The organism is Clostridium puniceum (assembly GCF_002006345.1).
Taxonomy (GTDB): Bacteria; Bacillota; Clostridia; order Clostridiales; family Clostridiaceae; genus Clostridium; species Clostridium puniceum.
Map to the genome: position 1 here is coordinate 49,976 of NZ_LZZM01000212.1, position 25,599 is coordinate 75,574.

Below are 25,599 nucleotides of genomic sequence, written 5' to 3' on the forward strand. Positions count from 1 at the left end.
TTCCTCCTAAATACTTACTTATGTAAAGCAATCTAAAAACTAAATTTACAATCTAGCATAGCTCCATCCTGTACTGTATCTAATTCAGATTTATTTTGAATCAATTCAGTAAAGCTGTCATATTCTTTATAGAATTTTTTCGTCAATTCTGCTACCTCCTTAGCTCTCTGATAATCAATAGCCTTTTGAGCATACTTTTCACAATAGTTACAGCTTGTACAACTATTTTTACAAAACTTTTCGGTTTCAAAAAATGGTTTCAAAAATCCATCAAGCTTTTTGTTATCAACGTATACGTTAAATGAATTTGTTGGACAAAAAAACTCTAGCAATTCCATAAGGTTTCCATCAAAATTTTCTTTAAAATAGCATTCCACAGTTTTAATAGGATTCCCGCCTAATACATTGTGTCTGCCCTGCAACTTAAAATGATTAATTCCGATTTTACTGTAATATCTTATGTCTTCAGGCCTTACCCATGATAATTTCATTATATTGCTGATATCCTCAAATCTTTTTGCCACACACCTATGATTGTAATACTGTGTACTTGTAGCACTTGTTACCTTCACTGAATCAACAGCCAGCTGATTATAATGAAACATTCTGTAAATACAATCCTTATAGCATATAGCATTTACAATAATCTCTACCTTATCGCCAAAAACCTCTCTTATTTGCTTCAAGGTATAAAAATCCCTGTTTATTGACTCGTCAGTAACAATTCTCTCTGCCCCCATTTTTTTATAGGATGATGCTTTATTAGCATTGGTAATCTGACAAATTGCTGAGGTCTTTATCTTAAAGTCAAGCTCCATGGATTTTATCATTTCAAATAGTGATGGCAATGCTATTGTTAGTGAACGAACACCTATAGTGTGCAGCTTTTTCAAAAAGCTTTTGATTTCTTTTACCCCGTCTTCTGTAAATTCCTTATTGCACATATGAGATGCATTTAAGGTATAATTAAAGTTTATACCTTTCGCTTTGGAATATTGTATATAATTTGACAAATCGATAAAGTCGATGCTAGGAAGCAAATCAAGTGACCTTCCTGAACCATATGAATTTCCTATAGTGACCTGTCCATAAGTTTCTATTACCTTTGAATCCTCATATTCGTTGTTTAATTGTTCATATCCGTCTATAGTCTCATGTTTGAAATCAGACGGTACACTAAAATATTTCATCCATAACTCCCCTTTGTTTTTTATTATTTATTTTCTAGCAAGCCATAATAATCAGGCTGCAAAAAATTTCTTTAAAATCCCTTTCTTCAATCTTCTAAGTTCCATATTATTATTTTGCATCCTTACACCCATTCTGAATTTTTCATATTGATTATAGAAAATCACATCCTATAGCTTTTACTATTTTGTAATCTTTACTTATTTATGTTAATTTAATCCATGCAAAAAGCAAAATTATTTAATAATCGATTATAATATAAACTTCGATTATTATCATAATTTAGATTATTCTCTTTCGATTTCTTCGCTATTATTTCAATATGCTATAATCTACAACGATATTCACAATAAATAAAAATATGTACATATTTTTACATATATTTTACGTTATTATATTTACAGTATATATTTACAATAAATGTTTTGTCAACCTCTTAATGGATAATGTTTGTGAATAAATTTGGATTCTATTAAAATAATTTTAAATGCGTCTTTTAATCTAAATTTACTTGTGCATAGAACACCAAATTAGACTATAATATTTTCATGATGCCCTAATTTTATAGAAAGACAAAACTATAATGAATATTTAACAATATGTGAAATTCTCTTTCTTTTTTATTTTGTAATATAAATATGTATTGTTTCCTTAAGCTCTTATATGTCAACATTCTTATTTATCTTTAAACATCCACCACTACTATAAATTAGAGAATTTAAATTCACCTTATCTATGTACCATATTCTTTTCTGAAGATGAGTTAAATTATAGTAACGTCTCTCATTGCACTACATCAGATTCCCATCTTTCAATATACTTTTTATTAACTAATGTGGTATTAATAATATTAATTATATTTTCAATATTAGTATTTATAAAAAAGTGATTTCCCTCAAAGTTATAAAACTTAAATTCCTTACACACATGATTTTTCCATGATAATATTTCTTCTAATTTTATATCATCTTGCTTACCATTTAAAATTGAAACATTGCATTCAATCTTATTTTTTCTTTCCCTATATTTATACTTCTCTAAAATCTTAAAATCATTTCGAATTATAGGAATAAATATTTCTAATAACTCCTGGCTTTTCATTAACTCTTCTGGAGTTCCGCCAAGATCCATTACCTTTTTCATAAAGTCATAATCAGGTAAAGTATGTATATTTTCTTTTTGTCTCATAATATTTGGTGCTCTATATCCTGAGAAAAAAATATGCCTTGGTTTTTTCATGCCCATTTGTTCAATTTTATAATAAAGTTCGTAAGATAAAAGACTTCCCATACTATGTCCATATATAGCATAATCATTGCTAATTATTTTATCTTTAATATTAAAAAATATATCCTCAATTGCTTCTTCTAAACTTTCATAATAAATTTCGCCAATCCTTTTACCTCTGCCTTTTAATTCAATGGGAATTAATTCAATAGAAGTATGTAAATATTTTTTCCATTCATAATACGCTGCGCTTGATCCACCTGCATATGGTAAACAAAATAATATCATTGTATATTCCCCCCTCTTTATTTTTTATGTGATTCTAAAATAGTTATTAACCAGATTAGTTTGTTCTATTATATTTATGCCACTTGAAATAGTTTCATTTATTGAACAAACAGCCATTTTATAATCTGAATCTATATCTATTAATCTTAATTTATGGTTAGTACATTCATTATTTGTAACTACTCTAATATTGTTATGTCTATCAAAATCAATCAAAAATTCTTTTAGTGGCATTGATAAGCCTGTTCCACAACACTTTATATAGCTTTCTTTCAACGTCCATATTTCATAAAATTTCTTTAATTGACTATCTAAATCAGCCTTCATAATATATTCAATTTCATTGTTCAAAAAAAATCCTTCAGCTATTTCTTTATATTCAATAGGCTTTATTTGTTCGACATCTATACCAACAGGCTTATCATCAATTGCACATACAACGAACTCTCCCGAATGTGATATATTAAAATTAAAATTTTCGTAATCTTTCAAATATGGTTTGCCAAATTCATTTTTATTAAACATTATTTTTTCATTTCTAATCCCAAATGTCTCAATAATTATAGTTCTTATTAGTATCTCACCAATTAATGCCCTAATCTTATCTTTCCTATTAATAAATCTTTCAATTTTAGATTTCTTCTCTGAATTAACAAATAAACATAGTTCATCTATTCTTTCATTGGTGACCTCTAAAATTTTCGTCACATAAATTTTCATAAGTTTTTCCTTTACATATTTTCACTCAATTTTTATATAAAATATTTTCACAATACTTACCTTAATATATATTGATCAACATTTTTAATCTGCTTAATTTTAAAAAATAAGATCAATTCACTTTTTTGTAATATAATATATAATAGGTTGAAATTCTTAAAAATAAACAAAATATATTACCAAAAAGCAACTTGAATTTAAACACTTATATGAATAAATTACTTATATGAGAATGAAGTTTATTTTTTCTTTCAAATCCCAATTATGTTTTATATTACACCCATATCTTTACATTTGCAATAATAACTCTTCAAAAATTCTTGCATTTCATATTCTCTAATTATTTAATGTTGACAACGCTAATGATTAAGCATAAAAAGCTTTATTTAGTTATAAATGAAATAAGAACCAAGCATTTTTAAACTTCAAAAATTTTTTAAATACCTAGTTCTTATTATTAAATTCTATTAATTATTAGAATAGTATTCTAAATGTCATAAAATACCACAAATATTAATTATCTTCATATATATATTCTCTAGTCCATGGTAATTCATTATTCACTCCTTTAGTAAATAAGAATTGATGAATATAAATGTTACCACATTTAAAAGATGCTGCACATGCATTTAAATATAATCTCCACATTCTTATAAAGGTTTCATCCTTAGTTTTACTTATTTCAGGTAATGCATTTTCAAAATTTTCTGTCCAAATTTCTAAAGTTTTCCCATAATGTCTTCTAAGATCTTCTACATCAATTAAGTAAAGTTTTTCAGATGCTATGTGACAAATTAATTCTCTAACTGATGGTACGTAGCCACCTGGGAAAATATATTTATTAATCCACGAATTTGTTCCGCCTTCTTCATTATCTTCTTGAGCTGTTATACAATGAAGCATTGATAATCCACCATCAGTCAACAGCTCATTAACTTTAGCAAAATATTCATTTAGATGATCTTTTCCAACATGTTCTACCATACCAACACTTACTACCCTGTCAAATTTTATGTCTTTTATTTCTCTATAGTCCATAAGTTGAACTTCAACAAGATTGCTTAAACCTTCTTCTTTTATTCTTTCTTGAACTCTAACAAATTGTTCAGTACTTAGAGTTACACCTATAGCTTTAACCTTATATTTTTTAGCTGCATTAAGAATTAATTCGCCCCAGCCACACCCTATATCAAGTAATGTTTGACCTTCTTTTAATGATAATTTTTTTAAAATATGATTTACTTTATTTTCTTGAGCTTGATGCAAGGTATCATTAGGAGTCTTAAAATATGCACACGAGTAAGTCATGCTCTCATCCAACCATAACTTATAGAACTCATTTCCAATATCATAATGACTGTGAATATTTTCCTTACTACTTTTAAGATTATTTGAAGTTTTCTTAATTATATGTGCATATTTACTACTATTGCCTAGGAAGCTTTCCTTATTGTTATATATAGATGCTATAACATCTTCAATACTACCTACTATATCTATTTTTTTAGTCATATAAGCTTCACCAAAGGCTAGGGAAGGGTCACTAAGGATATCAGCTTTAGGAATAGGTTCATTAAAAATTATTTCGAATTTAGCTTCTCCTTCTCCTTCCTTATAACTTATAATTTCTCCATCCCAAAACTTAATTTTACAGGAATCAGAAAATAAATTTTTAAATATTGATTTATAAAATACTTTACCAATAATCATAATAATTCTCCTTATTTTTATTATAGATTTCGCTATTATATAAATTATATGTATCTACTTTAGAATTGTATTTCTTTTTGAGAATATTTTTTATGTTGATTTTAAATAAAATTGTGTCAAAGTAAAGCTTATAAATGTTATAAAACTAGCAATTTAATATGAATTTTTAACACACTAGTTTTGCTATCTATAAATTTGCTATCACAGGACTAAAAAAATTGAATTTTTCACACTATGGAAGCATATTGATAAATGTATAGCTCTTTTATTTAAAAAATAAATTCTTTTCACAGTATAAATTCCTACACACACTTACATGTGGAATATCACATACAATTATCTCAAAATCTTAGTATATGATATGTTTTTTTGCAAAAACCAAATTTTTAAAGTATAAGGAGGAAGGAAATTAACATGTGCACAGCAATAACGTTACAATCCGAACAGCGGGAAAACTTTTTGGGCAGAACCATGGATTTTTCTTATAATATTGAACCACAGCTTTATGTGATCCCACAATATTATGTATGGAATAATGTTTTAAACATGAATAATTTTTGTAACTACTATAGTTTTATAGGCATTGGACAGAAAAGTAATGGAATACTTGGCTTTTTTGATGGAGTAAATGAAAAAGGGTTTGCAGCAGCAACATTATATTTTGCAGGCTATGCCAAATACAAAACGTGGACAAAATGTATGAAGAAGGAACCCGTTTCATCTTTAGATTTTCTCCATTATATTTTAGGAAGATGTGAATCAGTAAAAGAACTGAAAGAAATACTTCAAGATGTATGTATCATAGGTCTACCGGATCCTATAACACAAACAATCGCACCTTTGCATTGGATTGCCACCGATAAAAGTGGAGAATGTGTTGTCATTGAACAAACAGAAAGAGGTTTGGAGATATTCCAAAATCCAATGGGAGTTATGGCCAACAGTCCTGATTTCCAATGGCATATGACTAATTTAAGAAATTACATGGATGTATCTCCAACACAGACTAGTGAGACCTACTGGGGAAAAGTTCAGTTAAAACCATTTGGTCAGGCCGGAGGAACTATACAGTTGCCAGGAGGTTACACCTCCCCAGAACGATTTGTAAGAACATCATATCAAAAAACACATATTCCAATACCTAAAGACGCGATAGATACAGTAATTACAGGTTTTCATATTATGGAAAGTGTTTCTATTCCAAAGGGGATTGTCGTAACAGATAGAGGAACTTATGATTATACAAAATACATTGCCTTCATGAATACAAACACTTGTCAATATTTCTTTAAAACTTATGATAATAATCAGATTGCAAGTGTAAGTCTTGACAATAGCTATAAAAATAACACACATCCAATCTTGCTTGGAAAATTAATGCGTCCAGTTATATTTGAAAAAATGCAGAAATATTGTGTTAACAAATAATAAAGTTGTGAATTTCTTTTTAATTGCTTTTACTTAGGTTGTAATACCATCCACACTAATTTTGTTCTTAAGATCCTTGAGATACATTTAATAAATAGGATACATTTGTTAAACTTCTATGTAATATTTGAAATAAAAAATATTATATTACATTATGCCTATCCAATGTCAATCCGTAACTAGCAAACAGGGACAATTCATTTGCCGATTACGTCAAATGACTTTGTTATTAATTGCCTTTCTTTTTTATACTAAGCAAAAAAAGTCAGGCATCTCCAATCATTTTCTGATTAAAAACTCCTGACTTTTAACTGTAGATTTTGAATAAAGTTATATCAAAATTACATTTACAGATAGCTTAATATTGTATAATTAACATAATAGCCATGCATTTATTATAAAATACTTAGAAATGTCTATCCAATTCTTCAGCCTTCTATAAAAGCATGACTTTTATTGTAAATTATTAGCATTTATTTTATATTATTCAATAAATTAGCCATTTCTATAGCTGAAACTGCGCATTCATAGCCCTTGTTTCCAGCTTTAGTTCCTGCTCTTTCAATAGCTTGTTCTATAGTATTTGTTGTAAGCACACCAAATATTACCGGTTTTTCACTTTCAAGGGAAACATGCGCAATTCCTTTAGATACTTCTGAACAAACATAATCATAATGTGAAGTTGCTCCTTTTATTACAGCTCCTAAACAAATAACTGCATCATACTTAGAATTTTTCGCCATTTTTTTAGCTACTAGTGGGATCTCAAAAGCACCTGGAACCCATGTAATATCAATCTCTTCTTCACTAGCACCATGTCTTTTTAGTCCATCTAATGCACCTTCTAAAAGCTTACTACCAATAAATTCATTAAATCTTCCTACTACAATTCCAAACTTTAATCCTTTTGATACTAAATTTCCTTCAAATATGTTCATTATATTTCCTCCATGTATTCAAATTATTTTATATTGAAATTTTTAGATATTTAATAAATGATTCATTCTCTCTTTCTTTGTTATTAAATAAAATTTATCATTTTTATTTGCAGGTATTTGAATTGAAACTCTTTCAACCACTTTAATATTATTTTTTTCAAGACCTTCTATTTTAGCTGGATTATTTGTAATTAATCTAACATTACTTATACCTAAAATCTTCAGCATATCTGCACTTATTTTATAATCTCTCATATCTTCTTTAAAACCTAAAGCTAAATTAGCATCTACTGTATCTAAGCCTGTATCTTGCAATTCATACGCCTTTAGTTTATTTAAAAGACCTATTCCTCTTCCTTCCTGCCTCATGTATAGGAGTATTCCTCTTTCTTCCTTTGCTATCATCTCCATCGCTGCTTCATATTGCTCACCACAATCACATTTCGTAGAGCCTAAAGCATCTCCAGTTAAGCATTCAGAATGAATTCTAACAAGCATTGGCTCACTACTTGTAATATCGCCTTTAATTAAAGCCAGATGGCATTTTGATGAATTTTTTTCGTTAAATCCCAATGCTTTAAAATCTCCATATTTAGTTGGAAGTTTAGTTTCTACTTCTCTAGTTATACTTAAATGCTCTTGTTGTCTATATTCAATCAAATCTTCTATTGTTAAAATTTTCAAATCATGTTCTTTGGCAAACTTAAATAAGTCATCTCGTCTAGCCATAGTTCCATCATCATTTGTTATTTCACATATAACTGCTGCACCTTTAAAACCTGCAAGTTTTGCTAAATCTATTGATGCTTCTGTATGCCCTTTTCTTTCAAGAACACCACCATTCTTAGCTATTAATGGGAATACATGCCCTGGTCTTCTAAATTCATCTTTTTCTGTAGCAGTTAGAAGTTTATTTATCGTATAAGCTCTTTCAAAAGCTGATATTCCTGTTGTCGTGTCTTTGTGATCTATACTAACCGTAAATGCTGTCTCATGATTATCTGTATTTTCTTCAACCATTGGATTTAAGCCTAATTTAATTGCAATTTCTTCTTCTACTGGCGCACAAAGTAAACCTCTTGCATACTTAATCATAAAATTAATATTTTCTCCAGTTGCTACTTCTGCTGGAATCACTATATCTCCTTCATTTTCCCTTCCTTCATCATCAACAACTATCACCATTTTTCCTGCCTTAATGTCTTTTAATCCTTCTTCTATACTATTAAACTTCATATTTATATCTCCTGACTTCATTTATATTTATATAATTTTTAGTAAAAGTTAAAGCTTTTTATTATGTAATTAAATTTTCAATAATTAAAAATACTAAATTAATCAAAACTTAAAAATAGCTCTTTTAAGAATTATAAAAATGTATTTTTATAAAATCTCCGCCTTTTCATCCTCAACTGTTAACTTTAATTATTAACTGTTAACTGATTAAAAGCCGCTATTTTTTAGAAAATCCATACCAATATCATGTTTTTTAACTTCTTCATCTTCATTTTTTCCACTAAATAATTTTTCAATATATTTTCCTACTAAATCACATTCTAAATTTACTACTGAATTAATTTTTTTATATGGCAGAATAGTATTATCCAAAGTATGTGGTATAACTGAAACCTTAAACACTTCTTCATCAACATAAGCAACAGTTAAGCTCATACCATCTATTCCTATGGAGCCTTTATATATAATGTATCTTAAAACTTCTCTAGGAGCAGAAATAGTAAACCAGGTTCCATCCATTTCTTGTTTTATTGAAATTATTCTACCAATACCATCTATATGTCCACTCACAATATGTCCACCAAGTCTATCACTCAACCTTAAAGCTCTTTCAAGATTTAGTTTATCTCCAACCTTAAGACTTCCTAAATTACTTTTAGCTAAAGTTTCTCCCATTACTTCTGCCTTAAAAGAATTATAAGTTTTTTCCTTAACGGTTAAACAAACTCCATTGGTAGCTATACTGTCACCTATTTTAGTTTCCTCTAAAACATTTCTGCATTTAATCTCCATTACTCCAAAACCATTACCTAAATTAATTTGTTGTAGTATTCCAACCTCTTCAATTATCCCAGTAAACATCCTTTCCTCCTTATTATTTTTTTCTTATATATCCCTCTATGACTAAATCTCTTCCAGTTTTTCTATATCTCATATCAGTCAATTGAACTGCTTCCTCTAATTGCGAAAATCCTTGGCCTGCTATACTACTTGTACTCTTTTCTCCTCCTAATATTTTAGGAGCAATATAAACTATGACTTTATCAACAATGTCTTCTTCCAAAGCTGAAAAATTTAGTGTTCCTCCACCTTCAATGAGTATTGAATCTATACCTTCTTGTCCAAGTTTTTTAACAACTTCTTTTAAATCCACTTTCTTATTCTTACTTGGAACTTCTATAATTTTAATGCCTAAATCGCTTAAAATTTGCTTTTTATTTTCATCCGCACTGAATGTAGTTGCTACAATAGTATTTTTATCTTGGTTTTTAATTACCTTTGAACTTAACGGAATTCTAAGCTTAGTATCTACAATAATCCTAATTAAACTTTTTTCATTATTAATTCTACAGGTAAGCTCTGGATCATCAGCAATAACTGTATTTACTCCTACCATAATTGAATGTAGTCTGTTCCTTAAATTCTGCGAATCTTCTCTCGATTCTTTAGAAGTAATCCATTTAGAGTCCCCACTATAAGTTGCTATTTTCCCATCTAGTGACATTCCACTTTTTAAAATCACAAAAGGTATTTTTGATGTAATATATTTTATAAAAATCTCATTCAATTTTTTACAGTCCTCTTCCTTGACTCCAACTATAACCTCAATTCCATGTTGCTTTAATCTTTCTACACTCTTTCCTTCAACTAGTTCATTTGGATCTAGCATTCCTATTACAACCTTTTTGAATTTATTTTGTATTAACAAATCTACGCACGGTGGTGTTTTTCCGTAATGTGCACAAGGCTCCAATGTAATGTAAATTGTACTTCCTTCTACATCTTTTGTTGCGTTTTTCACAGCATTTCTTTCTGCATGTGCTCCTCCATAACACTCATGATATCCTTCTCCAATTATTTCATTATTCTTAACTATAACGGCACCAACTAATGGATTTGGATTTACTCTTCCTATTCCTCTTTTAGCTAATTCTAACGCTCTCTCCATATACTTTTCTTCCAAGAATTATCACCTCCTATTTAAAATATATGAAATAAAATAATAAGCATTTTTGTTTTTTATATAGTTTAAATTGCAAAAATATTCCTAGATAGTTATTTAAATACAGGTCTCTTGTATGTTATCGAAAATAATTCTCATTGTCAATCAGATAAAAAAAGGTTATATTTATATAGTAGATGTTTTCTATTCCTATATATTCAAATATTATCTAAATTTAGTTACAACTGTTATAACGATATTTAGGAACAATAAAAAGATATATCAGGACTTTAATTTTATCTATAATTAAAATATAGCTACGTATTGGAGGGATTAATTTGTTTAATAATATAGAATCTGATTATGTTCATGAAAAAGGATATGGTTTCATAATTGATAAAATTTATTTTTATAAAGAGAAGAAAAATAAAGGTGAATTTTTTTATCCTTTATCTAAATATGGACAAGGTTTTATTTATCAAATCAATCCTTGCCATGGTTTATTTATATCTGTTGGCGACTGGCTTCCTTATATATCTATGGAATACCATTATCAATTTAATTCAATGTTTATGGAAATATATTTAATTGAATCAGGCAATATTGTTTTAATTCAAAATGGAAAAAAATCATATCATGTTTCTAAAGGAATAAATTTATATTTAAATAAAACTAAAAAAGGACGCATTTATTATAAAGAAAATACTCCTATAAAATATGTAGGTATTCTTATTTCTGAAGATTTTATAAAACATAGTATTGAAAAAAGATTTTCTAAAGAAGATTTTGACTTTGAACAAATTTACAAATGGAAGCCATTAAATTATGATACTCCAGAAATAAACTTATTATTTTTGCAGATAAAGAAAAAACTCTTAACATATGAAAACTCTCGTTTATTTTATGAAAGTAAAGTTGGAGAACTTCTCTCGATTATAATGATTAATTTTAATAATGAAAAAAAGTGCTTAAGAAATAAATCTACTTCAATTTCTTCAAATGATTTAAAATGCCTACAATTAGTTAAATCTGAAATTGATAATAATATTAGCAATCCACCAGATATTTTTCACTTATGCAAAATAGCAGCAATGGGTAAAACAAAACTTAGGGAATCATTTAAAAATGTATATAATATGCCCATTGGTGAATATATTCGTATTAGCAAAATGAAATATGCATTGATACTTATTGATAATAATTCCCTTACAATTGAGGATATTGCACACAATTTAGGATATTTAAGTACAAGTAAATTCTCTATAACATTTAAAAAAATATACGGTGATACTCCAATTGCATACCGCAAAAATATTCTCATGCAACAAAAAATCTCCAAATAAAATTTGGAGATTTTTTGTTTTCTATTTTTTAATAAAGTAGAAATTATACCAGGAGATATTGAAATGATTATAATAAATAAAATCACAAGTTCAAAGTTGTTTGAGACAATAGGCATGTTTCCAAAAAAATAACCGCCCATGATAAATAAGGCTACCCAAGGTATACCTCCGATCATATTATATAAAATAAAACTAGTAAATTTGACATTTGCTACCCCTGCAATAAATGGAATAAAAGTTCTTACTAGAGGTATGAATTTAGCAATAATTATCGTTTTTCCACCATGGGCATCCTAAAAATTTTGTGCTCTTTCTATATGCTTTTTATTAAAAATTATAGAATTATTACTTTTGAAAATTTTTATTCCAAATCTTTTTCCTATGTAATAATTTACCGATTCTCCTATAACATTTGAAATCATCAATAATAATGTTATTTTCCAAATATTCAAAGCTCCCATTGCTGCTAAAGTTCCAGTAACGAATAATAAAGATTCTTCTGGAAGAAAAGGTGCCATAAATAGTCCAGTTTCACAAAATACTATTGCAAATAAAAATAAGTAAGTATAGTTATCGTAATTTTTTACGAATTCAAGGAGAAAAGTATCAAGTGAAAGACTTAAAGTATGCAGAAACATTATCAAAAACTCCTTTATATTTTAATCAATTCTAATAATCTATCTAATAAAAGTCTTCTTATTCCTTCTGGATGTTTAGCCTTTACCATAGCATATCCTATAGATAGGATAGAAGCTTCAGCTGAAAATGCTATAAATCTTGATTCCCATGCTGAAGGATTATATTTCTTTTTATAATCATATAGAGCTTTAAATCCATAAAAAGAATTCATATGTTTATATATAAACTTAAAAAATCTATGTATAATTATACTTTGTATGTTATTACAGCTTTGAATATCTGCAAGAGGTGCTAAACCTAGACTAACTTCTTTAACCTTATCTTCTTTTAAGATTTTACATATATCCACAGTTAATTTTTCCATAATTCCAAGAGGTGCCTCTTTACTCCTTCTTGTTATATCAATAAAATATCCTTCTTGGGATTTGTACGGGAAACATACTATAAAACCTAATACAATTCCCTCTGAATCACTTGCTATAAAATATCTTCTGTCAAAGGGTTTGTCCAGTGATATAGTTCCTAGCATAAATGAAAGTTCACCACTTTTTTTCATTTTCAACCATTCATTAGATACATTAATTATTTGATTTTCAATTATGTCGTTTCGATTTATAAGTGGCTTATATTCAGTTACTTTAATCCCCATTTTCTCCATCTTATTGTTTGCCCATCTTATTTTTGAAGTTTTAGAGCCACTTATAGTATAAATATCTAAATTAATAATAGCTTCTTTACCATATTCTTGCACAACGAAACCATGTTGTTCTAAAAACTTTCTATATTCATTAGAAACTTGACAAAAACAAATTGATAGTGAATTATCAAAGCAAAATTTTTTAAATTCTAATAAAATAGTATTTTTGCTACTATTACTACATATAGGTTCTCCAGCCACAATTGCAATATTATTAATTATAGTATAACCAATAACACCTTCACAGGTCTTTGAAAAAAAATATTGCTTATCATCTTCTAAAATTATTGCAGATGCAGGGTTTATTGCATATTTTCTTAATAAGCCTTGAACCTTTTGTTTATCTTCAAATGAATATACTTGTTTAAAAGTATGTGGTTCTAATACTGATCTTATTATTAGTAGTAATAAACATAAATTTATACATACATTTATATCATTAAAGCTATTTTTAAGTATTATCTTCCATATGATATCACTGGAAAACAAAATGCACGCTAAAATAATTCCTCTTTTTAATTTTATTGGATTTGATTTGCCTTGGAACCATTTATTTTGAATTATTAATGATAATAAGATGTAACCTAATAAAACTAAATTAAATCTAAAATATGTAGCTTCAAAAAAATTGGCCATGACAAATAAAGATATTATAACCACATTAATAATTAAAGCAGCTCTCAACCTTTGCAATAGTCCTTTTATAATAAATGCGAAGCAAATCACTAATAAAAAGCAATTTATTAGGCTCAAATTTCGCCTCCCTATTTATAAAATTAATATTCGTAAAAAGTCTTTTAACACATTCATTTCATCCGTTTTTATGAAAAGCTAATATAGATATTGGAAATGTCAATTTTGAATAAAGCTACCTACCTAAAACACGATGAATTAAAGAATTTTCAAGAAGTATACTTTTATCCATTTTTATGGATAATGGGCAATTCAATATGTATTGTTCTTATATTTCCATGACCTTCAGCCCAAACCTGTCCCTGATGAAGTTCTACTACTTTTTTTGAAATAGCTAAGCTAAGTTCTGACTCTTCAAAATCCCTTGATTTTGAAATATTAATTCTGTGAAATTTTATTGACCTGTTCAGAAATATACTTAATATACCTTCTCTTTTTGCTTACAAACAAGAAAAAAGTAATTATAAAAATAACCATAGGAGCTATAAATATTATTAAAAAAACTGCATAAAAGAAAAATGCACTTATTTTTACTTCCTTATCTATGGAATACATTTCAAAACTACTTATCCTTTGAATAAAATCACACAATTTAAACAAAGAATATTGAAAAGTTATAAATTCTCCTTTACCTTTTAGTATCTCTTTTGTTATTGATAATATCCTTTTACTCATAGCATCAGTTAAACTTGCAAATGGGAGCCATGAAACAATATAGTCCACTTTATCAATATTATATTTATTTAAATATTCTTTTAAGTTCTCTGCGGAGTCATTTATAAGTATAAATCAATGTATTGCATGTGCAATACATTAAAAATAAGCTACATTTTGGATATTTCCTCCAAATGCAGCTCATTTTTAATATATGTCGTTTGTAGTTTTTGTTTTCTTCACTTGAACACTTGTTAAAATTCCTGTATTAATCTCACCAAATGCTGGTGTTGATGTCACTATTGATAGTTACTAAAACTCCTACAACTGGAATTAAAATTTAATATTTAGGCTAACAACTATATCCAGTATTATAATACCTTGGTTTTCCCTTTGACTTATTTTTGTATTCAATAGCTTTCTTAGGGCAACCACAAATGCATGCCATACAATGTGTACAGTTCCTTTCCCATTTAGGTTTGCTATTTTCCATTTTTATATTGTTCATAGGACATAACGTTACACATTTCTTACAATTAATACACTCATCTGTAGCATAAAATCCTTTAGCACTAACATAAGTCATATAAAATAAAGGATTCACAAATCTACTCATAACTTTTCCTAAAGTAGTTATTTCTTCTTCCTCCAAAGATTGATGTTTTTTAATTTTCTCTCCAATAGAAATAATTTTAGGAAGAGCTTTTTCTATAATAGAAGATGCTTGTGCCTCATCAGGTACTCCTGACATAATTACATAATTTGATGGCATAATAACTGTTGAACATCCCATAAAAACAAACTTTTTCATATCACATACCTTTTTTGCATAATGTACTGCATTATGAATTTCTGAACCACAAGTTAAAATAAAATATGCTTGTGTGCTTCCTATAAATTCTGAATTTTTAATAAAATCCTCAACAACTTTAGGCATACGCCAAGCATACGTTGGCACTATAAATACAAAAGGTTCCTTAGAATCAAAAGAAGCCCTATTTCCTTTCTTCATTAATTCATTTATTGAAACAACCTCATCACTGGTTACTTTTTTAATAACCTGAGCTGTATAACGACTATTGCCTGTACCACTAAAATATAGAATCATAAAAAAACCTCCACTTTATTACTCTTCATATAAATTATTTTTCAACTATTTTATATTAAAAGCATATTACAATTCTGTTTTATTATAAATTTCCTTCTCCTCTTCGGACATTGTATTTATGATTTCATTAATATAGTGAACAAGGTTTGAAATTTTACTCCACTGACTTTCACTGGCATTCATAAAGTAATAATTCCTTGTTCCTTCACGTCTCATATTAATAATATTTGCTTCCTTTAATATCCTCAAATGATGGGATACTGCTGCCCTTGAAAGATGTGTCTTTTTAGTTATTTCACCAACACGAATTCCAGTATAGTCACTCTCAAGCAAAGCAATAATTATCTGTTGTCTCGTTTCATCACCTATTGCAATGAATGCTTTCTGACATTCCTTAAACTCTTTTGATAACATATCCATATATTCCTTACATTCTTTCATAAGATGCTGCTCCTTCTCAACTTCATTTGGTTTAAATATCTAAACCATTATATCATGTTTACTAAAAAGATTTTCAATGGTAAAGAAAATCGAGACCGTTTATAAAAACCAAATATGTACATTCATTCTAAAATTGAGCTTTTAATTAATTTTAACAATATTTACCTGTTTCCTCTCACATAAGGCATCTACAGATATTTTAATATGTAGATTATCTATATAAATTAAAATTATTGTTTCTTGATAACACTATATCAATAGTATATATTATACATATACTATCACAAAGATATTAGCAGAAGTGCCGATTATATTTATATACGTAAAATATTTAAAGTTGAAGATGTGAATATATTAATGAAAATAATATGTTAATAAAAAAACTATCTACGAAGTGAAATTTCCAAGGAGGTGTTATGATATGAAAGGTGAACAAATTTATTTAAAAGGATTGTACAGAGTTCAAAAAAAAGATCTTGAAAAATGCGCAGATGTTGCTACAGCCGCACTACTAAATGATCCTTCAAGTAAATATCTACTTAAACATAATTTAACTTACCAAAAGTTATATAAATATTTTTTGACAATATATAGAGCTATGTATAAGCATTCTTACATTTTTGCTCCAAGTGAGTCTATTGAAGGTGTTCTTGCTTTAACATCACCTCAAAATATGTCACCTTCTTCTGTTGATTATATCAGTGCCGGAATTCTAAAACTACAATTTACAATTGATATTGGAATATTGTTCAGATCGATTAAATACAAATCTAACTGTGAGAGAATCCAACAAATGATATCTACTAACAATGCATGGTATGTTTTTCAGTTTGCAATTACTCCCAAAAAACAAGGTTTAGGCTTAGGTTCAAAACTAATGAAACCATTTCTAAATTATCTTGATAAGAATCAATTACCTTGTTATCTTGAAACACATAAAGAAAAAAATGTTGACCTTTATACACATTATGGTTTTTCTTTAAAAAGTGTTGATACTTTACCAGATAAAAAGAATAAGCAATATTCTATGATTCGCATTTAATTTACTCTATTATAATTCTAAGGATTTTTTCTTAAAAATCCTTGTCGTTACTGAGGTTAATGATATACCTTAATAAAAAGGACATAACTTAATAAAATTCTTTGTCAAAGACAATTAAAAAAAGGCTATACTGACTTAAGAAGATGATTTCTTCACAATACAGAAATCATCTTCTATGTGCCAAGCACTATTTTTTATGTTGTCCTTTATCTCTATTATGTTTCCATCGAGATCAAAACACAACTCTTGTAATAACCATCGAGATTAATGAGATGTAGATGTATCTAATCATTGTAATCATCAACATCAAATTCTTGATTTTTATAATAATATTTACGATCTTCTTCTGTAATCTCACGAATAACCTTGCATGGATTTCCTACCGCTATAACATTATCTGGAATATCTTTTGTTACAACACTTCCAGAACCAATTACAACATTATTCCCTATTTTAACACCTGGATTTATTACAACACTTCCTCCTACCCATACATTATCTCCGATTATTACTTCAATTCCATACTCATAACCTGAATTTCTTGACTCGGGGTGAATTGGATGCCCTGCCGTATAAATTGATACATTAGGTGCAAACAAAACATTATCACCAATTTTTACCTTTCCAATATCTAATATTATACAATTATAATTAACAAAAAAGTTATTTCCAACTTCAATGTTTTTACCATAATCACAGTGAAACGGCTGCTCTATAAAAATATTATCACCAGTTTTCCCTAAGATGTCTTTAATTAATTCATCCATCTTATTTACTTTATCTGGACGAAGTAAATTATACTCATATATTTTCAACTTATTTTCGATTCTTTCTTCACTAAGCCCATCTAACCAAGCTTTATACGGTAATCCTGCTAGCATTCTTTCTTTTTGATTCATTTATTTCCTCTCCTTTTCTTCATCTTTTCTTTATCTTTATTTCTATTATTATTTTTTAATCACCTCATAATTACCTATATATTGACTTACTATTTCTTTAGTATTACTTCCCTTGAGGTTCTTTATATTTGAAAATAGTAATCAAGATTAGAGCAAAACTATAAATTACTGTAAATGCCAATGAAAATGCGATTCCATTTCTCATAGTTACTGAATATATCATACCTGCAATAACCCCTGCAATGCCTTGCACAAAACTAATAAATGATATTCCCTCTGCAATCAGCTTATCATCTAAATATCTCTGCGCAAATGCAAATGGAATAACTTGATGTATCCCCACTCCAATACCAATAATTGCTGTAGCTAGTATAATTATAAAATAACTTGATATAAATAAGGTTGCTACATAAATAAAAGTTCCTATCAAAATAATTCCTGACATTAAAAGAAAAATAGTCTTTGTACAGCCTTTCTTAGATATATATATGCCTGCAACACTTGATAAAGTCATTACGAAAATATTGCAAGGAGCAAGCACAATTGCACTAATAGTGGTATTTGCACCTAATACTGTCTGTGCATAAAGTGGTATATAATTACCACTACACGAAATGCATGTAGCTATAAAAGTAATTAAAATAATTGTTAAATATCCCTTTTGTTTTAGTAATTTTACAATCAGTAATTCTTTTATATTATTTCTATTTTCATGTAAATTTTGTCCTTTAGGCTCTCCCTTTATACTGCTTACACGGATTTTCTTTTTGGTCTTACTTCTCGGCATAAAACAGCCTACGAGCAGCATTCCAATTATAAATAAAGGAAGCAGTATGGCAAGGGATATTCTCCAGTTCCATCTTTCTGTAAATATTCCACAAAGTACTGGTCCCAAAATAAGTGTAAAAGAATAAACGGTCTGCATAATACCAATTCTAACCGGATACTCTTCTTCTGATACCAGGTCATTTACCATAGTAAATACATTTGCAAAAAATAATCCCCAAAAGAAACCTGATGCGCCTCTAGCAAGCAGAAATATAGTTCCACTAGATGCTCCTGCACTAATTGCAATACTTAAAGCAAAAGCACCCACACTCCATATATATAACTGTTTACGACCAAAATACTCTCCAACTCTACCAGAAATAAGTAACGAAATACTTCTTGCTAATGGTTCTATTACAAACATGGTATTGAACAAATCTAATCTACCATATTCACGAAAGGCTGTAGCTGCATAAATTCCTGTGCTACCAGCAAGGTAAGATACGCATATATTTATTATGATGAGCCCAATAAACACTATATTAGCTCTATTTAGGTTTATTACTTTTATTTTCATATCTCTTTTCCACCTTTTGTATTAAACTAACTTTACATTCATGTTTATTTATCGAGATACAGTAATTAACTAATTGGACCTAATATTTTTCAATATTTCACCTCACCAATCTTTTAAAACTAATATAAATTTAGAAACTCTTTTAATTCTAATATAATAATCTCTTCATTATTGTCACAATCTATTCCACCGATGGATATACTAGGTTTAGTTTTTCCGTGAAAATCACTTCCGCATGTTAAAAGCAATTTATGTTTTAAGGCAAATTCCTTATAAAATGCCACTTGTTCTTTACTATGGTAACTGCTATAAACTTCTATGCCCTTAATGCCACAAGAGATGATATCTTTTAATAAGTTAATATTTTCTTTAACATTGTTTCCAGGATGGGCTAAAATAGGTACTCCTCCACTTTCTTCAATAATTTTAATTGCTTCTTGCAAACTTATAAACTTTACTTCCGCATAAGCAGGTTTGCCTTGAGCACAATAATCCCAATAAAAATTAACATATGGATTATCACTTCTGGAACCATTTTCATAATATGGCATAAGTAATGGATTTTTATGATTTTTATCAAATTCCATTGCAGCTTCAGCAATCATTTCACCATTAACTACCCCATTCCTAGATAATGAATCAATTACTTCATCAGAAAAATCTATACCTAAGTCACGAATTAATTTCATACGTTTTTTTGAAGCAACTTGTTCCTGCTGAATAATACTTTCTTCAATTTCATTAAATATTTGTTTATTATAATCTATACCATATCCCAAAACATGTAAATTAACTTTATCAGTAGTACAATCCAGTTCTATTGCTGGAATAATTTCAATGTCCTTACCAGTACAATACTCTTTTGCTTCTTTTATCCCCTTTACACAATTATGGTCTGCAATAGAAAAATACTTTATATCTTTTTCTAAACATAAGTCAGCTAAGTTTTTAGGCTCAAATTCCCCATCATCACTACAAATAGAATGCATATGTAAATCAATATAGCTCATTTTAAATTTCTCCTTTTAATCTAAATTGGATTTGCTATTGGTTTCATCTTGTCAAATGTGTATACTGCTTGAAATCCCAGCTCTTTTAAAGCCTTCTGAACTTCATCAATTTTATATCCCAAATGTCCCTCTTCATGTGAATCAGAACCAATTGTAATAATTTCACCGCCCAGACTTCTATATAATTTTAAAATATCAAGAGATGGTGTTAAATCATTAATGCCATAGCGAAAACATGATGTGTTAACTTCTATTCCTTTACCATCATGTATAACATTTTTTAAGATATCTTGAATCAGTGGTTTTACTTTTTCAAAAGGATATTCTCCATGTTTATCATAACGCTTAATCATATCTAAATGGCCTAATACACTGTAGTCATGATACATCTTTATCACCTGAAGAATCTCTTCATAATATTTTTCTTGATATTCTTTCTGTGTCTTTCCTTTCTGAAAATCCTGAGTCCAAAATTCTTTATTATCCACCTGATGACAGGATAAAATTACAAAATCAAAGGGATATTCCTCAAAGTCTTGTTGAAAGCTTTTCACAGTCCCTGTCTGCATACCAAACTCTATTCCAAACCCTAATCTAATCTTATCCTGATAGACTTCCTTACATCTAAGAAATTCTTTTCTGTATTCTTTCAGATTGCAATTTAAATCAGTTTTTACACCATAATCAATATGCTCAGTAAAACATAATTCATTAAGACCTATTTGAATCGCTTTTTTAATGCATTCCTCCATTAAATGCTCAGAGTCATCGCTGAAATCTGTATGTACATGATAATCTGCTAACATAAAAAAACTCCTTTCATTACTTTATTCTCTATAGTAATATCTTTCCCAATCAGAGTCATTTCTAAATTGCTTTCTTGTAACATATATATTATAATAATATTCCATAATATCTGATAATAATATAAAAATAAGCTATATTTTTATAACAATCGTATATTAATTGAAAATTATGATATGAGGAGGGTAAATTATGGTGGAAATAAAACTATTAAGTGATAAATCAGAAGTTGTATCTTATAATTTCTTAGATTTTTCTATTTGCGCAAAACAAGCTTCCCTTTCAGACTATCCAGCTATGGCTGCTGTTAACCATTGGCACAGCGACTGGGAATTTATTATAATCTTAAGTGGTAAAATGTCATATTCCGTAAACCGAAAAAGCTATGAATTACAAGAAGGTCAGGGGATTTTTATAAATTCAGAGCAGATGCATTATGGATACTCTGCTGATGGTTCTGATTGCAGCTTTATTTGTATTATGCTGCCCCCAAACCTTATATCTAGTATCACAAGAATCAAAGAAACTTATGTATTACCAATATGTTCAGATGCATCTCATCCCTTTTTTATATTGCATACAGAAATTCCTTGTCAAGGAAACCTAATTGAAATTTTGAAAAACCTCTATAAACTATGTAATGAAGAAAAAGCTGGCTTTGAATTGCATGTAATGAGTCTTTTTCATTCCTTGTGTTACAGTCTCTATCATAATATGAAAGATAATATTTCTACTCAGGAAACAACTGATGATAAAAAATTAGAGGCGATGCACAATATGATAGGATATATACAGCAAAATTATCAGAAAAAAATCACTTTAAATGAGATTGCTGCCTCGGGGAATGTATGCCGTAGTAACTGCTGCGATATTTTTCAGCTTATTTTGAATAAAACTCCTGTCTCTTATTTAACAGAATATCGATTAGAAAAAAGTATTGACTTGCTAAATATTCCCTCACTTTCGGTTACTGAAATAGCACTCCAATGCGGATTTACAGGTTCCAGTTATTTTACAGAAATCTTCCATAAAAAGCTAGGCTGCACACCTTCTCAATACAGAAAAAGTAAAGTATACAAAGTAAAATAGCCTAAAGTATTTACACTCTAGGCTTATTTGAAACATTTATTGATGAATTTCATCTTTTAAAATTTTTAAATGCTCTTTTGTCTCCATAATTTTTCTTCAAGGTTAATTATAACCACAAATTAGGAATTCTTGCTTATTAAACTACCTCCGTTTATAAGAGTCACCTCCCCTTGAAGACTAATATCACTTCAAATAAGTTTCACTCCATTTTTCAAGCTTCATAATTTAGTAGAAGCTGCACTTCTTTACTAGCCAATATTTAATTTCCTTGCTTTATGTTCCATATGTACTCTAGTCCCTCCTTCATATCTTACCGTTAAGAGCAACGTCTTTACGTTGAGTTGTCTTCCTATCAATTCAGCGGACTAGGGCTTCTTTTTGCCATTGATTCAGAAAGCATGCTGAGGGAACAAAAAAAGAAGATTCAAATTTATAAATCCTCTTTTTCAACCAGTAACAAATTAATTTTTATACATCCTAGCAATTTTTTTCATATTTCCGGAATAGCATTAAGTAATAATTATTATAAAACATCTCTTAATACCTTTGCAAATTGTGTAGAACAAGAAAATCCCCTTATTCTGACAACGTATAATAATTTTATGTATCTTTATCTAATTATATTTAGAAGCTGATTTATTTAAAATTTCTGTAGAAGAAACTAATTCATTTATTATAGAAGATATTTCTTCTGCTATATCTTCTTGTTGCTCACTTATATTAGCAGTTTTATCGATCTCTTTTGAGATTTCGAATATCTTAGCTTTAATATTTTCCAGTACCAACTCAATATTCTTTGCACTACTGCCAGTATTCTCAGCCATCTTACGCATCTCACTTGAAACTACTGAAAATCCTCGGCCTGCTTCACCTGCTTTAGAAGACTCAATAGCTGCATTAAATGATAATATTTTTGTAGTTTTTGAAATTCCTTGTATAAACTCAATTATATTTTTAGTTTCACTTATACTTGTTTCAATTTCTTTTGATAAATTTCTTAAAATTGACTGATGATTTGCTAGCTTCCCTGCCAAGGTCGAAAGCTTTTCAACTGAATTAAATGCTTGATCTGTAGATATACCAATTAAGTTAGTAGCATTTAATAATTCTTCTCTGTTTTCAATATTCATTGCTAAACTGAATCCACCTATTACATTTCCATCTGAATCCTTAATTGGTACTGCACGAACTTTTAACGGAAATCCATAAACACTTTCCGGAATTGTACTCTCAACAATTTCTTCTTTCTGAATAGCAATGAAAGCACATATTCAATTTCATCATAATAATATTAAAAATTTCTCTTTGTGAAATTGATTCCCACCAGCAAACTTTATAAGTTTTAAACCTTCTTACTGAACACAAACGACTATAAAAAATCTTTTAAATTATCAATTTTTCATTATTATAATAGATAAACTCTAACATTATTAATCATCTCTTTATTACACTTTTGTTTTTTGATTGAAGTATAATTAGATGATTGAAGTATGTTAGAGTTTATTTATAATTCTAAATAAGTTTTATTGCATGTTGTTAAAGCTATATTTACATCGATTTAAGTATTGTTTATGCCATACATATCTCTAACTTATTTAAAATAATTTTATAATATACTAGAAAAACTTTCAAATTTCAAAAATAAATAATTTTAATCTAACTCTTCACCATTTGTCTTAATAACATTTTTATACCAATAAAATGATTTCTTCTTAGATCGTTTAAGTGTTCCATTGCCTTTATCATCCATATCTACATATACTAATCCATAACGCTTTTTCATTTCACCTGTACCTGCCGAAACAAGATCAATGCATCCCCATGGTGTATATCCTAATAAATCCACATGATCAATTTCAACAGCTTTTTTCATTTCTTCGATATGTCTTTTTAAATAATCAATACGATCATCATCGTTAATTGAACCATCTTCTTCAACATCATCAATATTTCCCATTCCATTTTCAACAATGAATAGAGGTTTTTGATAACGATCATATAATTCATTTAAGACAAATCTTAATCCTTCTGGATCAATTGGCCATCCCCAAGGTGTTTTTTCTAAATATGGATTAGGAGCTCCTTGTTGCCCCCCAGTAGTTGTTGTATTTGGTGAATTTCTATCAAACACTGTTGTTCGATAATAAGAGAAGGCTAAGAAATCAGTTGGATGCTCTTTTAAAATCTCTTCATCTCCTGGCTCCATCTTTAATTGAAAATCATATTCATTAAAAATAGTTTGAGCGTAATTAGGATAAGCACCTCTGCATACAACGTCTGAAAACATAAGAGCACGACGTCTAAAATCATAAGCACCAAATACATCTTTCGGATGGCAAGTCGCAGGATAGATACCTGATAGTGCCAACATACATCCTAACTTAAAGTTAGGATTAATTTCACGCGCCATTTTATTTGCATAAGCAGAGGCAACTAATAAATGATGAATTGCTTGAATTTTACCACCTGCGTCTTTAAAAGACGTTTCCCCTTGATTAGAGTGATTTCCTTCAAGTCTATTATTTGATGCTAAGCCCAAAGTCCAATAACCACCTAATACATTAATTTCATTAACAGTAACCCAATATTTAACTTTGTCCCTCCACCTCTTAAATAAAACTTCTGCATATCTAAGGTAGAAATCGATAAGCTTTCTACTCTCCCAGCCGTTGTACTTATTTGCAAGGTTTAATGGCATATCAAAATGTAAGATTGTTACCAGCGGTTCAATTCCATACTTTAGTAATTCATCAATAACATTGTCATAAAACTTTAACCCTTCTTCATTTGGAGTTTCATCATCTCCATTAGGAAATATACGTGTCCAAGATAAAGAAAATCTATATACCTTAAATCCCATTTCAGCCATTAAAGCAATATCTTCTTTATAATGATGATAAAAATCAGTTGCTTTGTGGCTTGGATAATAATAATCTTCCTTAAGAACTCCATGAGCACCTATTGGAATACATTCTCCACAGCGAATACTACCTTGTTTTCCATCATCAAATTCATAAAATATTCTTCTAGGTGACTCTTGATTACCATCTGTAATTATATCAGAAACAGCAAGCCCACGTCCTCCTTCTTTAAAACCACCTTCAAATTGGTTTGCAGCCGTAGCTCCTCCCCATAAAAATCCTTCTGGAAATCCCATT

General features: G+C 28.7%; 22 protein-coding genes and 2 pseudogenes. 4 read left to right on the forward strand and 20 right to left on the reverse strand.

What is annotated here, in order from left to right; genetic code table 11:
* Positions 1–32: 32 nt before the first annotated feature.
* From CLPUN_RS21830 to CLPUN_RS21845, 4 genes are all read right to left on the reverse strand, one after another.
* Complete coding sequence (locus tag CLPUN_RS21830) at positions 33–1,190, reverse strand: U32 family peptidase (protein WP_077849336.1); 1,158 nt, start codon at positions 1,188–1,190, stop codon at positions 33–35.
* Positions 1,191–1,971: 781 nt separating this feature from the next.
* The gene (locus CLPUN_RS21835) at positions 1,972–2,703 is read right to left on the reverse strand and encodes a thioesterase II family protein (protein WP_077849337.1); all 732 of its coding nucleotides are present in this window, start codon (positions 2,701–2,703) and stop codon (positions 1,972–1,974) included.
* 24 nt (positions 2,704–2,727) lie between these two features.
* Positions 2,728–3,411, reverse strand: a complete 684-nt coding sequence (locus CLPUN_RS21840; RefSeq protein WP_242954225.1) for a 4'-phosphopantetheinyl transferase family protein — start codon at positions 3,409–3,411, stop codon at positions 2,728–2,730.
* A gap of 525 nt (positions 3,412–3,936) precedes the next feature.
* Positions 3,937–5,133 carry an SAM-dependent methyltransferase gene (locus CLPUN_RS21845; protein WP_077849339.1) on the reverse strand — a complete coding sequence of 399 codons (1,197 nt, stop codon included), beginning with the start codon at positions 5,131–5,133 and terminating at the stop codon, positions 3,937–3,939.
* 414 nt (positions 5,134–5,547) lie between these two features.
* On the opposite strand from CLPUN_RS21845, the gene CLPUN_RS21850 reads away from it, so the two are divergent.
* Complete coding sequence (locus tag CLPUN_RS21850) at positions 5,548–6,561, forward strand: choloylglycine hydrolase family protein (RefSeq protein ID WP_077849340.1); 1,014 nt, start codon at positions 5,548–5,550, stop codon at positions 6,559–6,561.
* 473 nt (positions 6,562–7,034) lie between these two features.
* Here CLPUN_RS21850 and ribH read toward each other — a convergent pair whose 3' ends face one another.
* The 4 genes from ribH to ribD form a co-directional block, all read right to left on the reverse strand.
* Complete coding sequence (gene ribH, locus CLPUN_RS21855) at positions 7,035–7,499, reverse strand: 6,7-dimethyl-8-ribityllumazine synthase (RefSeq protein WP_077849341.1); 465 nt, start codon at positions 7,497–7,499, stop codon at positions 7,035–7,037.
* 42 nt (positions 7,500–7,541) lie between these two features.
* Positions 7,542–8,735: a bifunctional 3,4-dihydroxy-2-butanone-4-phosphate synthase/GTP cyclohydrolase II gene (locus CLPUN_RS21860; RefSeq protein WP_077849342.1), complete on the reverse strand. Its 1,194-nt coding sequence runs from the start codon at positions 8,733–8,735 to the stop codon at positions 7,542–7,544.
* A gap of 207 nt (positions 8,736–8,942) precedes the next feature.
* Positions 8,943–9,596 (reverse strand): riboflavin synthase, encoded by a 654-nt coding sequence (locus CLPUN_RS21865; protein WP_077849343.1) that lies wholly within the window; start codon positions 9,594–9,596, stop codon positions 8,943–8,945.
* Between the two features lie 13 nt (positions 9,597–9,609).
* Complete coding sequence (gene ribD, locus CLPUN_RS21870) at positions 9,610–10,698, reverse strand: bifunctional diaminohydroxyphosphoribosylaminopyrimidine deaminase/5-amino-6-(5-phosphoribosylamino)uracil reductase RibD (protein WP_077849344.1); 1,089 nt, start codon at positions 10,696–10,698, stop codon at positions 9,610–9,612.
* Between the two features lie 317 nt (positions 10,699–11,015).
* Here ribD and CLPUN_RS21875 point away from each other — a divergent pair, with 317 nt between their 5' ends.
* Positions 11,016–12,020 carry a helix-turn-helix domain-containing protein gene (locus tag CLPUN_RS21875; RefSeq protein WP_077849345.1) on the forward strand — a complete coding sequence of 335 codons (1,005 nt, stop codon included), beginning with the start codon at positions 11,016–11,018 and terminating at the stop codon, positions 12,018–12,020.
* A 140-nt stretch (positions 12,021–12,160) separates the two neighbouring features.
* On the opposite strand, the pseudogene CLPUN_RS29280 reads toward CLPUN_RS21875, so the two are convergent.
* The 6 genes and pseudogenes from CLPUN_RS29280 to CLPUN_RS21900 form a co-directional block, all read right to left on the reverse strand.
* Positions 12,161–12,295, reverse strand: a pseudogene (locus CLPUN_RS29280) (VTT domain-containing protein); the annotation flags it as partial.
* 18 nt (positions 12,296–12,313) lie between these two features.
* Positions 12,314–12,658, reverse strand: a complete 345-nt coding sequence (locus CLPUN_RS28935) for an SNARE-associated domain-containing protein (protein WP_242954226.1) — start codon at positions 12,656–12,658, stop codon at positions 12,314–12,316.
* Positions 12,659–12,672: 14 nt separating this feature from the next.
* Complete coding sequence (locus CLPUN_RS21885; protein WP_077849346.1) at positions 12,673–14,109, reverse strand: bifunctional lysylphosphatidylglycerol flippase/synthetase MprF; 1,437 nt, start codon at positions 14,107–14,109, stop codon at positions 12,673–12,675.
* Between the two features lie 528 nt (positions 14,110–14,637).
* A pseudogene (locus CLPUN_RS29745) lies at positions 14,638–14,835 on the reverse strand (SAM-dependent methyltransferase); the annotation flags it as partial.
* A 220-nt stretch (positions 14,836–15,055) separates the two neighbouring features.
* The gene (locus CLPUN_RS21895) at positions 15,056–15,811 is read right to left on the reverse strand and encodes an EFR1 family ferrodoxin (protein WP_077849347.1); all 756 of its coding nucleotides are present in this window, start codon (positions 15,809–15,811) and stop codon (positions 15,056–15,058) included.
* Between the two features lie 66 nt (positions 15,812–15,877).
* Positions 15,878–16,252, reverse strand: a complete 375-nt coding sequence (locus tag CLPUN_RS21900; RefSeq protein WP_077849348.1) for an ArsR/SmtB family transcription factor — start codon at positions 16,250–16,252, stop codon at positions 15,878–15,880.
* Positions 16,253–16,673: 421 nt separating this feature from the next.
* Here CLPUN_RS21900 and CLPUN_RS21905 point away from each other — a divergent pair, with 421 nt between their 5' ends.
* Positions 16,674–17,294 (forward strand): GNAT family N-acetyltransferase, encoded by a 621-nt coding sequence (locus CLPUN_RS21905; RefSeq protein WP_077849349.1) that lies wholly within the window; start codon positions 16,674–16,676, stop codon positions 17,292–17,294.
* Between the two features lie 284 nt (positions 17,295–17,578).
* Here the strand turns inward: CLPUN_RS21905 and CLPUN_RS21910 are convergent, their stop codons facing one another.
* The 4 genes from CLPUN_RS21910 to CLPUN_RS21925 form a co-directional block, all read right to left on the reverse strand.
* Positions 17,579–18,193, reverse strand: a complete 615-nt coding sequence (locus tag CLPUN_RS21910; protein WP_077849350.1) for a sugar O-acetyltransferase — start codon at positions 18,191–18,193, stop codon at positions 17,579–17,581.
* Between the two features lie 103 nt (positions 18,194–18,296).
* On the reverse strand, positions 18,297–19,538 hold the full coding sequence (locus CLPUN_RS21915) for an MFS transporter (protein WP_077849351.1): 1,242 nt from the start codon (positions 19,536–19,538) through the stop codon (positions 18,297–18,299).
* Positions 19,539–19,657: 119 nt separating this feature from the next.
* On the reverse strand, positions 19,658–20,548 hold the full coding sequence (locus CLPUN_RS21920) for a PHP domain-containing protein (protein ID WP_077849352.1): 891 nt from the start codon (positions 20,546–20,548) through the stop codon (positions 19,658–19,660).
* Positions 20,549–20,568: 20 nt separating this feature from the next.
* Positions 20,569–21,354: a histidinol-phosphatase HisJ family protein gene (locus tag CLPUN_RS21925; RefSeq protein WP_077849353.1), complete on the reverse strand. Its 786-nt coding sequence runs from the start codon at positions 21,352–21,354 to the stop codon at positions 20,569–20,571.
* 190 nt (positions 21,355–21,544) lie between these two features.
* On the opposite strand from CLPUN_RS21925, the gene CLPUN_RS21930 reads away from it, so the two are divergent.
* The gene (locus tag CLPUN_RS21930; protein ID WP_077849354.1) at positions 21,545–22,441 is read left to right on the forward strand and encodes an AraC family transcriptional regulator; all 897 of its coding nucleotides are present in this window, start codon (positions 21,545–21,547) and stop codon (positions 22,439–22,441) included.
* A gap of 614 nt (positions 22,442–23,055) precedes the next feature.
* Here CLPUN_RS21930 and CLPUN_RS21935 read toward each other — a convergent pair.
* Both CLPUN_RS21935 and CLPUN_RS21940 read right to left on the reverse strand, forming a co-directional pair.
* Positions 23,056–23,571: a methyl-accepting chemotaxis protein gene (locus CLPUN_RS21935; RefSeq protein WP_077849355.1), complete on the reverse strand. Its 516-nt coding sequence runs from the start codon at positions 23,569–23,571 to the stop codon at positions 23,056–23,058.
* Positions 23,572–24,092: 521 nt separating this feature from the next.
* The gene (locus tag CLPUN_RS21940) at positions 24,093–25,598 is read right to left on the reverse strand and encodes a glycoside hydrolase family 1 protein (RefSeq protein ID WP_077849356.1); all 1,506 of its coding nucleotides are present in this window, start codon (positions 25,596–25,598) and stop codon (positions 24,093–24,095) included.
* Between the last annotated feature and the right edge of the window lies 1 nt (position 25,599).

Coding starts and splice junctions, on each gene's coding strand:
- CLPUN_RS21830 (WP_077849336.1), bottom strand. CDS start 1,190: ATGAAATATTTTAGTGTACCGTCTGATTTCAAACATGAGACTATAGAC.
- CLPUN_RS21835 (WP_077849337.1), bottom strand. CDS start 2,703: ATGATATTATTTTGTTTACCATATGCAGGTGGATCAAGCGCAGCGTAT.
- CLPUN_RS21845 (WP_077849339.1), bottom strand. CDS start 5,133: ATGATTATTGGTAAAGTATTTTATAAATCAATATTTAAAAATTTATTT.
- CLPUN_RS21850 (WP_077849340.1), top strand. CDS start 5,548: ATGTGCACAGCAATAACGTTACAATCCGAACAGCGGGAAAACTTTTTG.
- ribH (WP_077849341.1), bottom strand. CDS start 7,499: ATGAACATATTTGAAGGAAATTTAGTATCAAAAGGATTAAAGTTTGGA.
- CLPUN_RS21860 (WP_077849342.1), bottom strand. CDS start 8,735: ATGAAGTTTAATAGTATAGAAGAAGGATTAAAAGACATTAAGGCAGGA.
- CLPUN_RS21865 (WP_077849343.1), bottom strand. CDS start 9,596: ATGTTTACTGGGATAATTGAAGAGGTTGGAATACTACAACAAATTAAT.
- CLPUN_RS28935 (WP_242954226.1), bottom strand. CDS start 12,658: ATGTTTCTGCATACTTTAAGTCTTTCACTTGATACTTTTCTCCTTGAA.
- CLPUN_RS21895 (WP_077849347.1), bottom strand. CDS start 15,811: ATGATTCTATATTTTAGTGGTACAGGCAATAGTCGTTATACAGCTCAG.
- CLPUN_RS21900 (WP_077849348.1), bottom strand. CDS start 16,252: ATGAAAGAATGTAAGGAATATATGGATATGTTATCAAAAGAGTTTAAG.
- CLPUN_RS21905 (WP_077849349.1), top strand. CDS start 16,674: ATGAAAGGTGAACAAATTTATTTAAAAGGATTGTACAGAGTTCAAAAA.
- CLPUN_RS21910 (WP_077849350.1), bottom strand. CDS start 18,193: ATGAATCAAAAAGAAAGAATGCTAGCAGGATTACCGTATAAAGCTTGG.
- CLPUN_RS21915 (WP_077849351.1), bottom strand. CDS start 19,538: ATGAAAATAAAAGTAATAAACCTAAATAGAGCTAATATAGTGTTTATT.
- CLPUN_RS21920 (WP_077849352.1), bottom strand. CDS start 20,548: ATGAGCTATATTGATTTACATATGCATTCTATTTGTAGTGATGATGGG.
- CLPUN_RS21925 (WP_077849353.1), bottom strand. CDS start 21,354: ATGTTAGCAGATTATCATGTACATACAGATTTCAGCGATGACTCTGAG.
- CLPUN_RS21930 (WP_077849354.1), top strand. CDS start 21,545: ATGGTGGAAATAAAACTATTAAGTGATAAATCAGAAGTTGTATCTTAT.
- CLPUN_RS21935 (WP_077849355.1), bottom strand. CDS start 23,571: ATGAATATTGAAAACAGAGAAGAATTATTAAATGCTACTAACTTAATT.
- CLPUN_RS21940 (WP_077849356.1), bottom strand. CDS start 25,598: ATGGGATTTCCAGAAGGATTTTTATGGGGAGGAGCTACGGCTGCAAAC.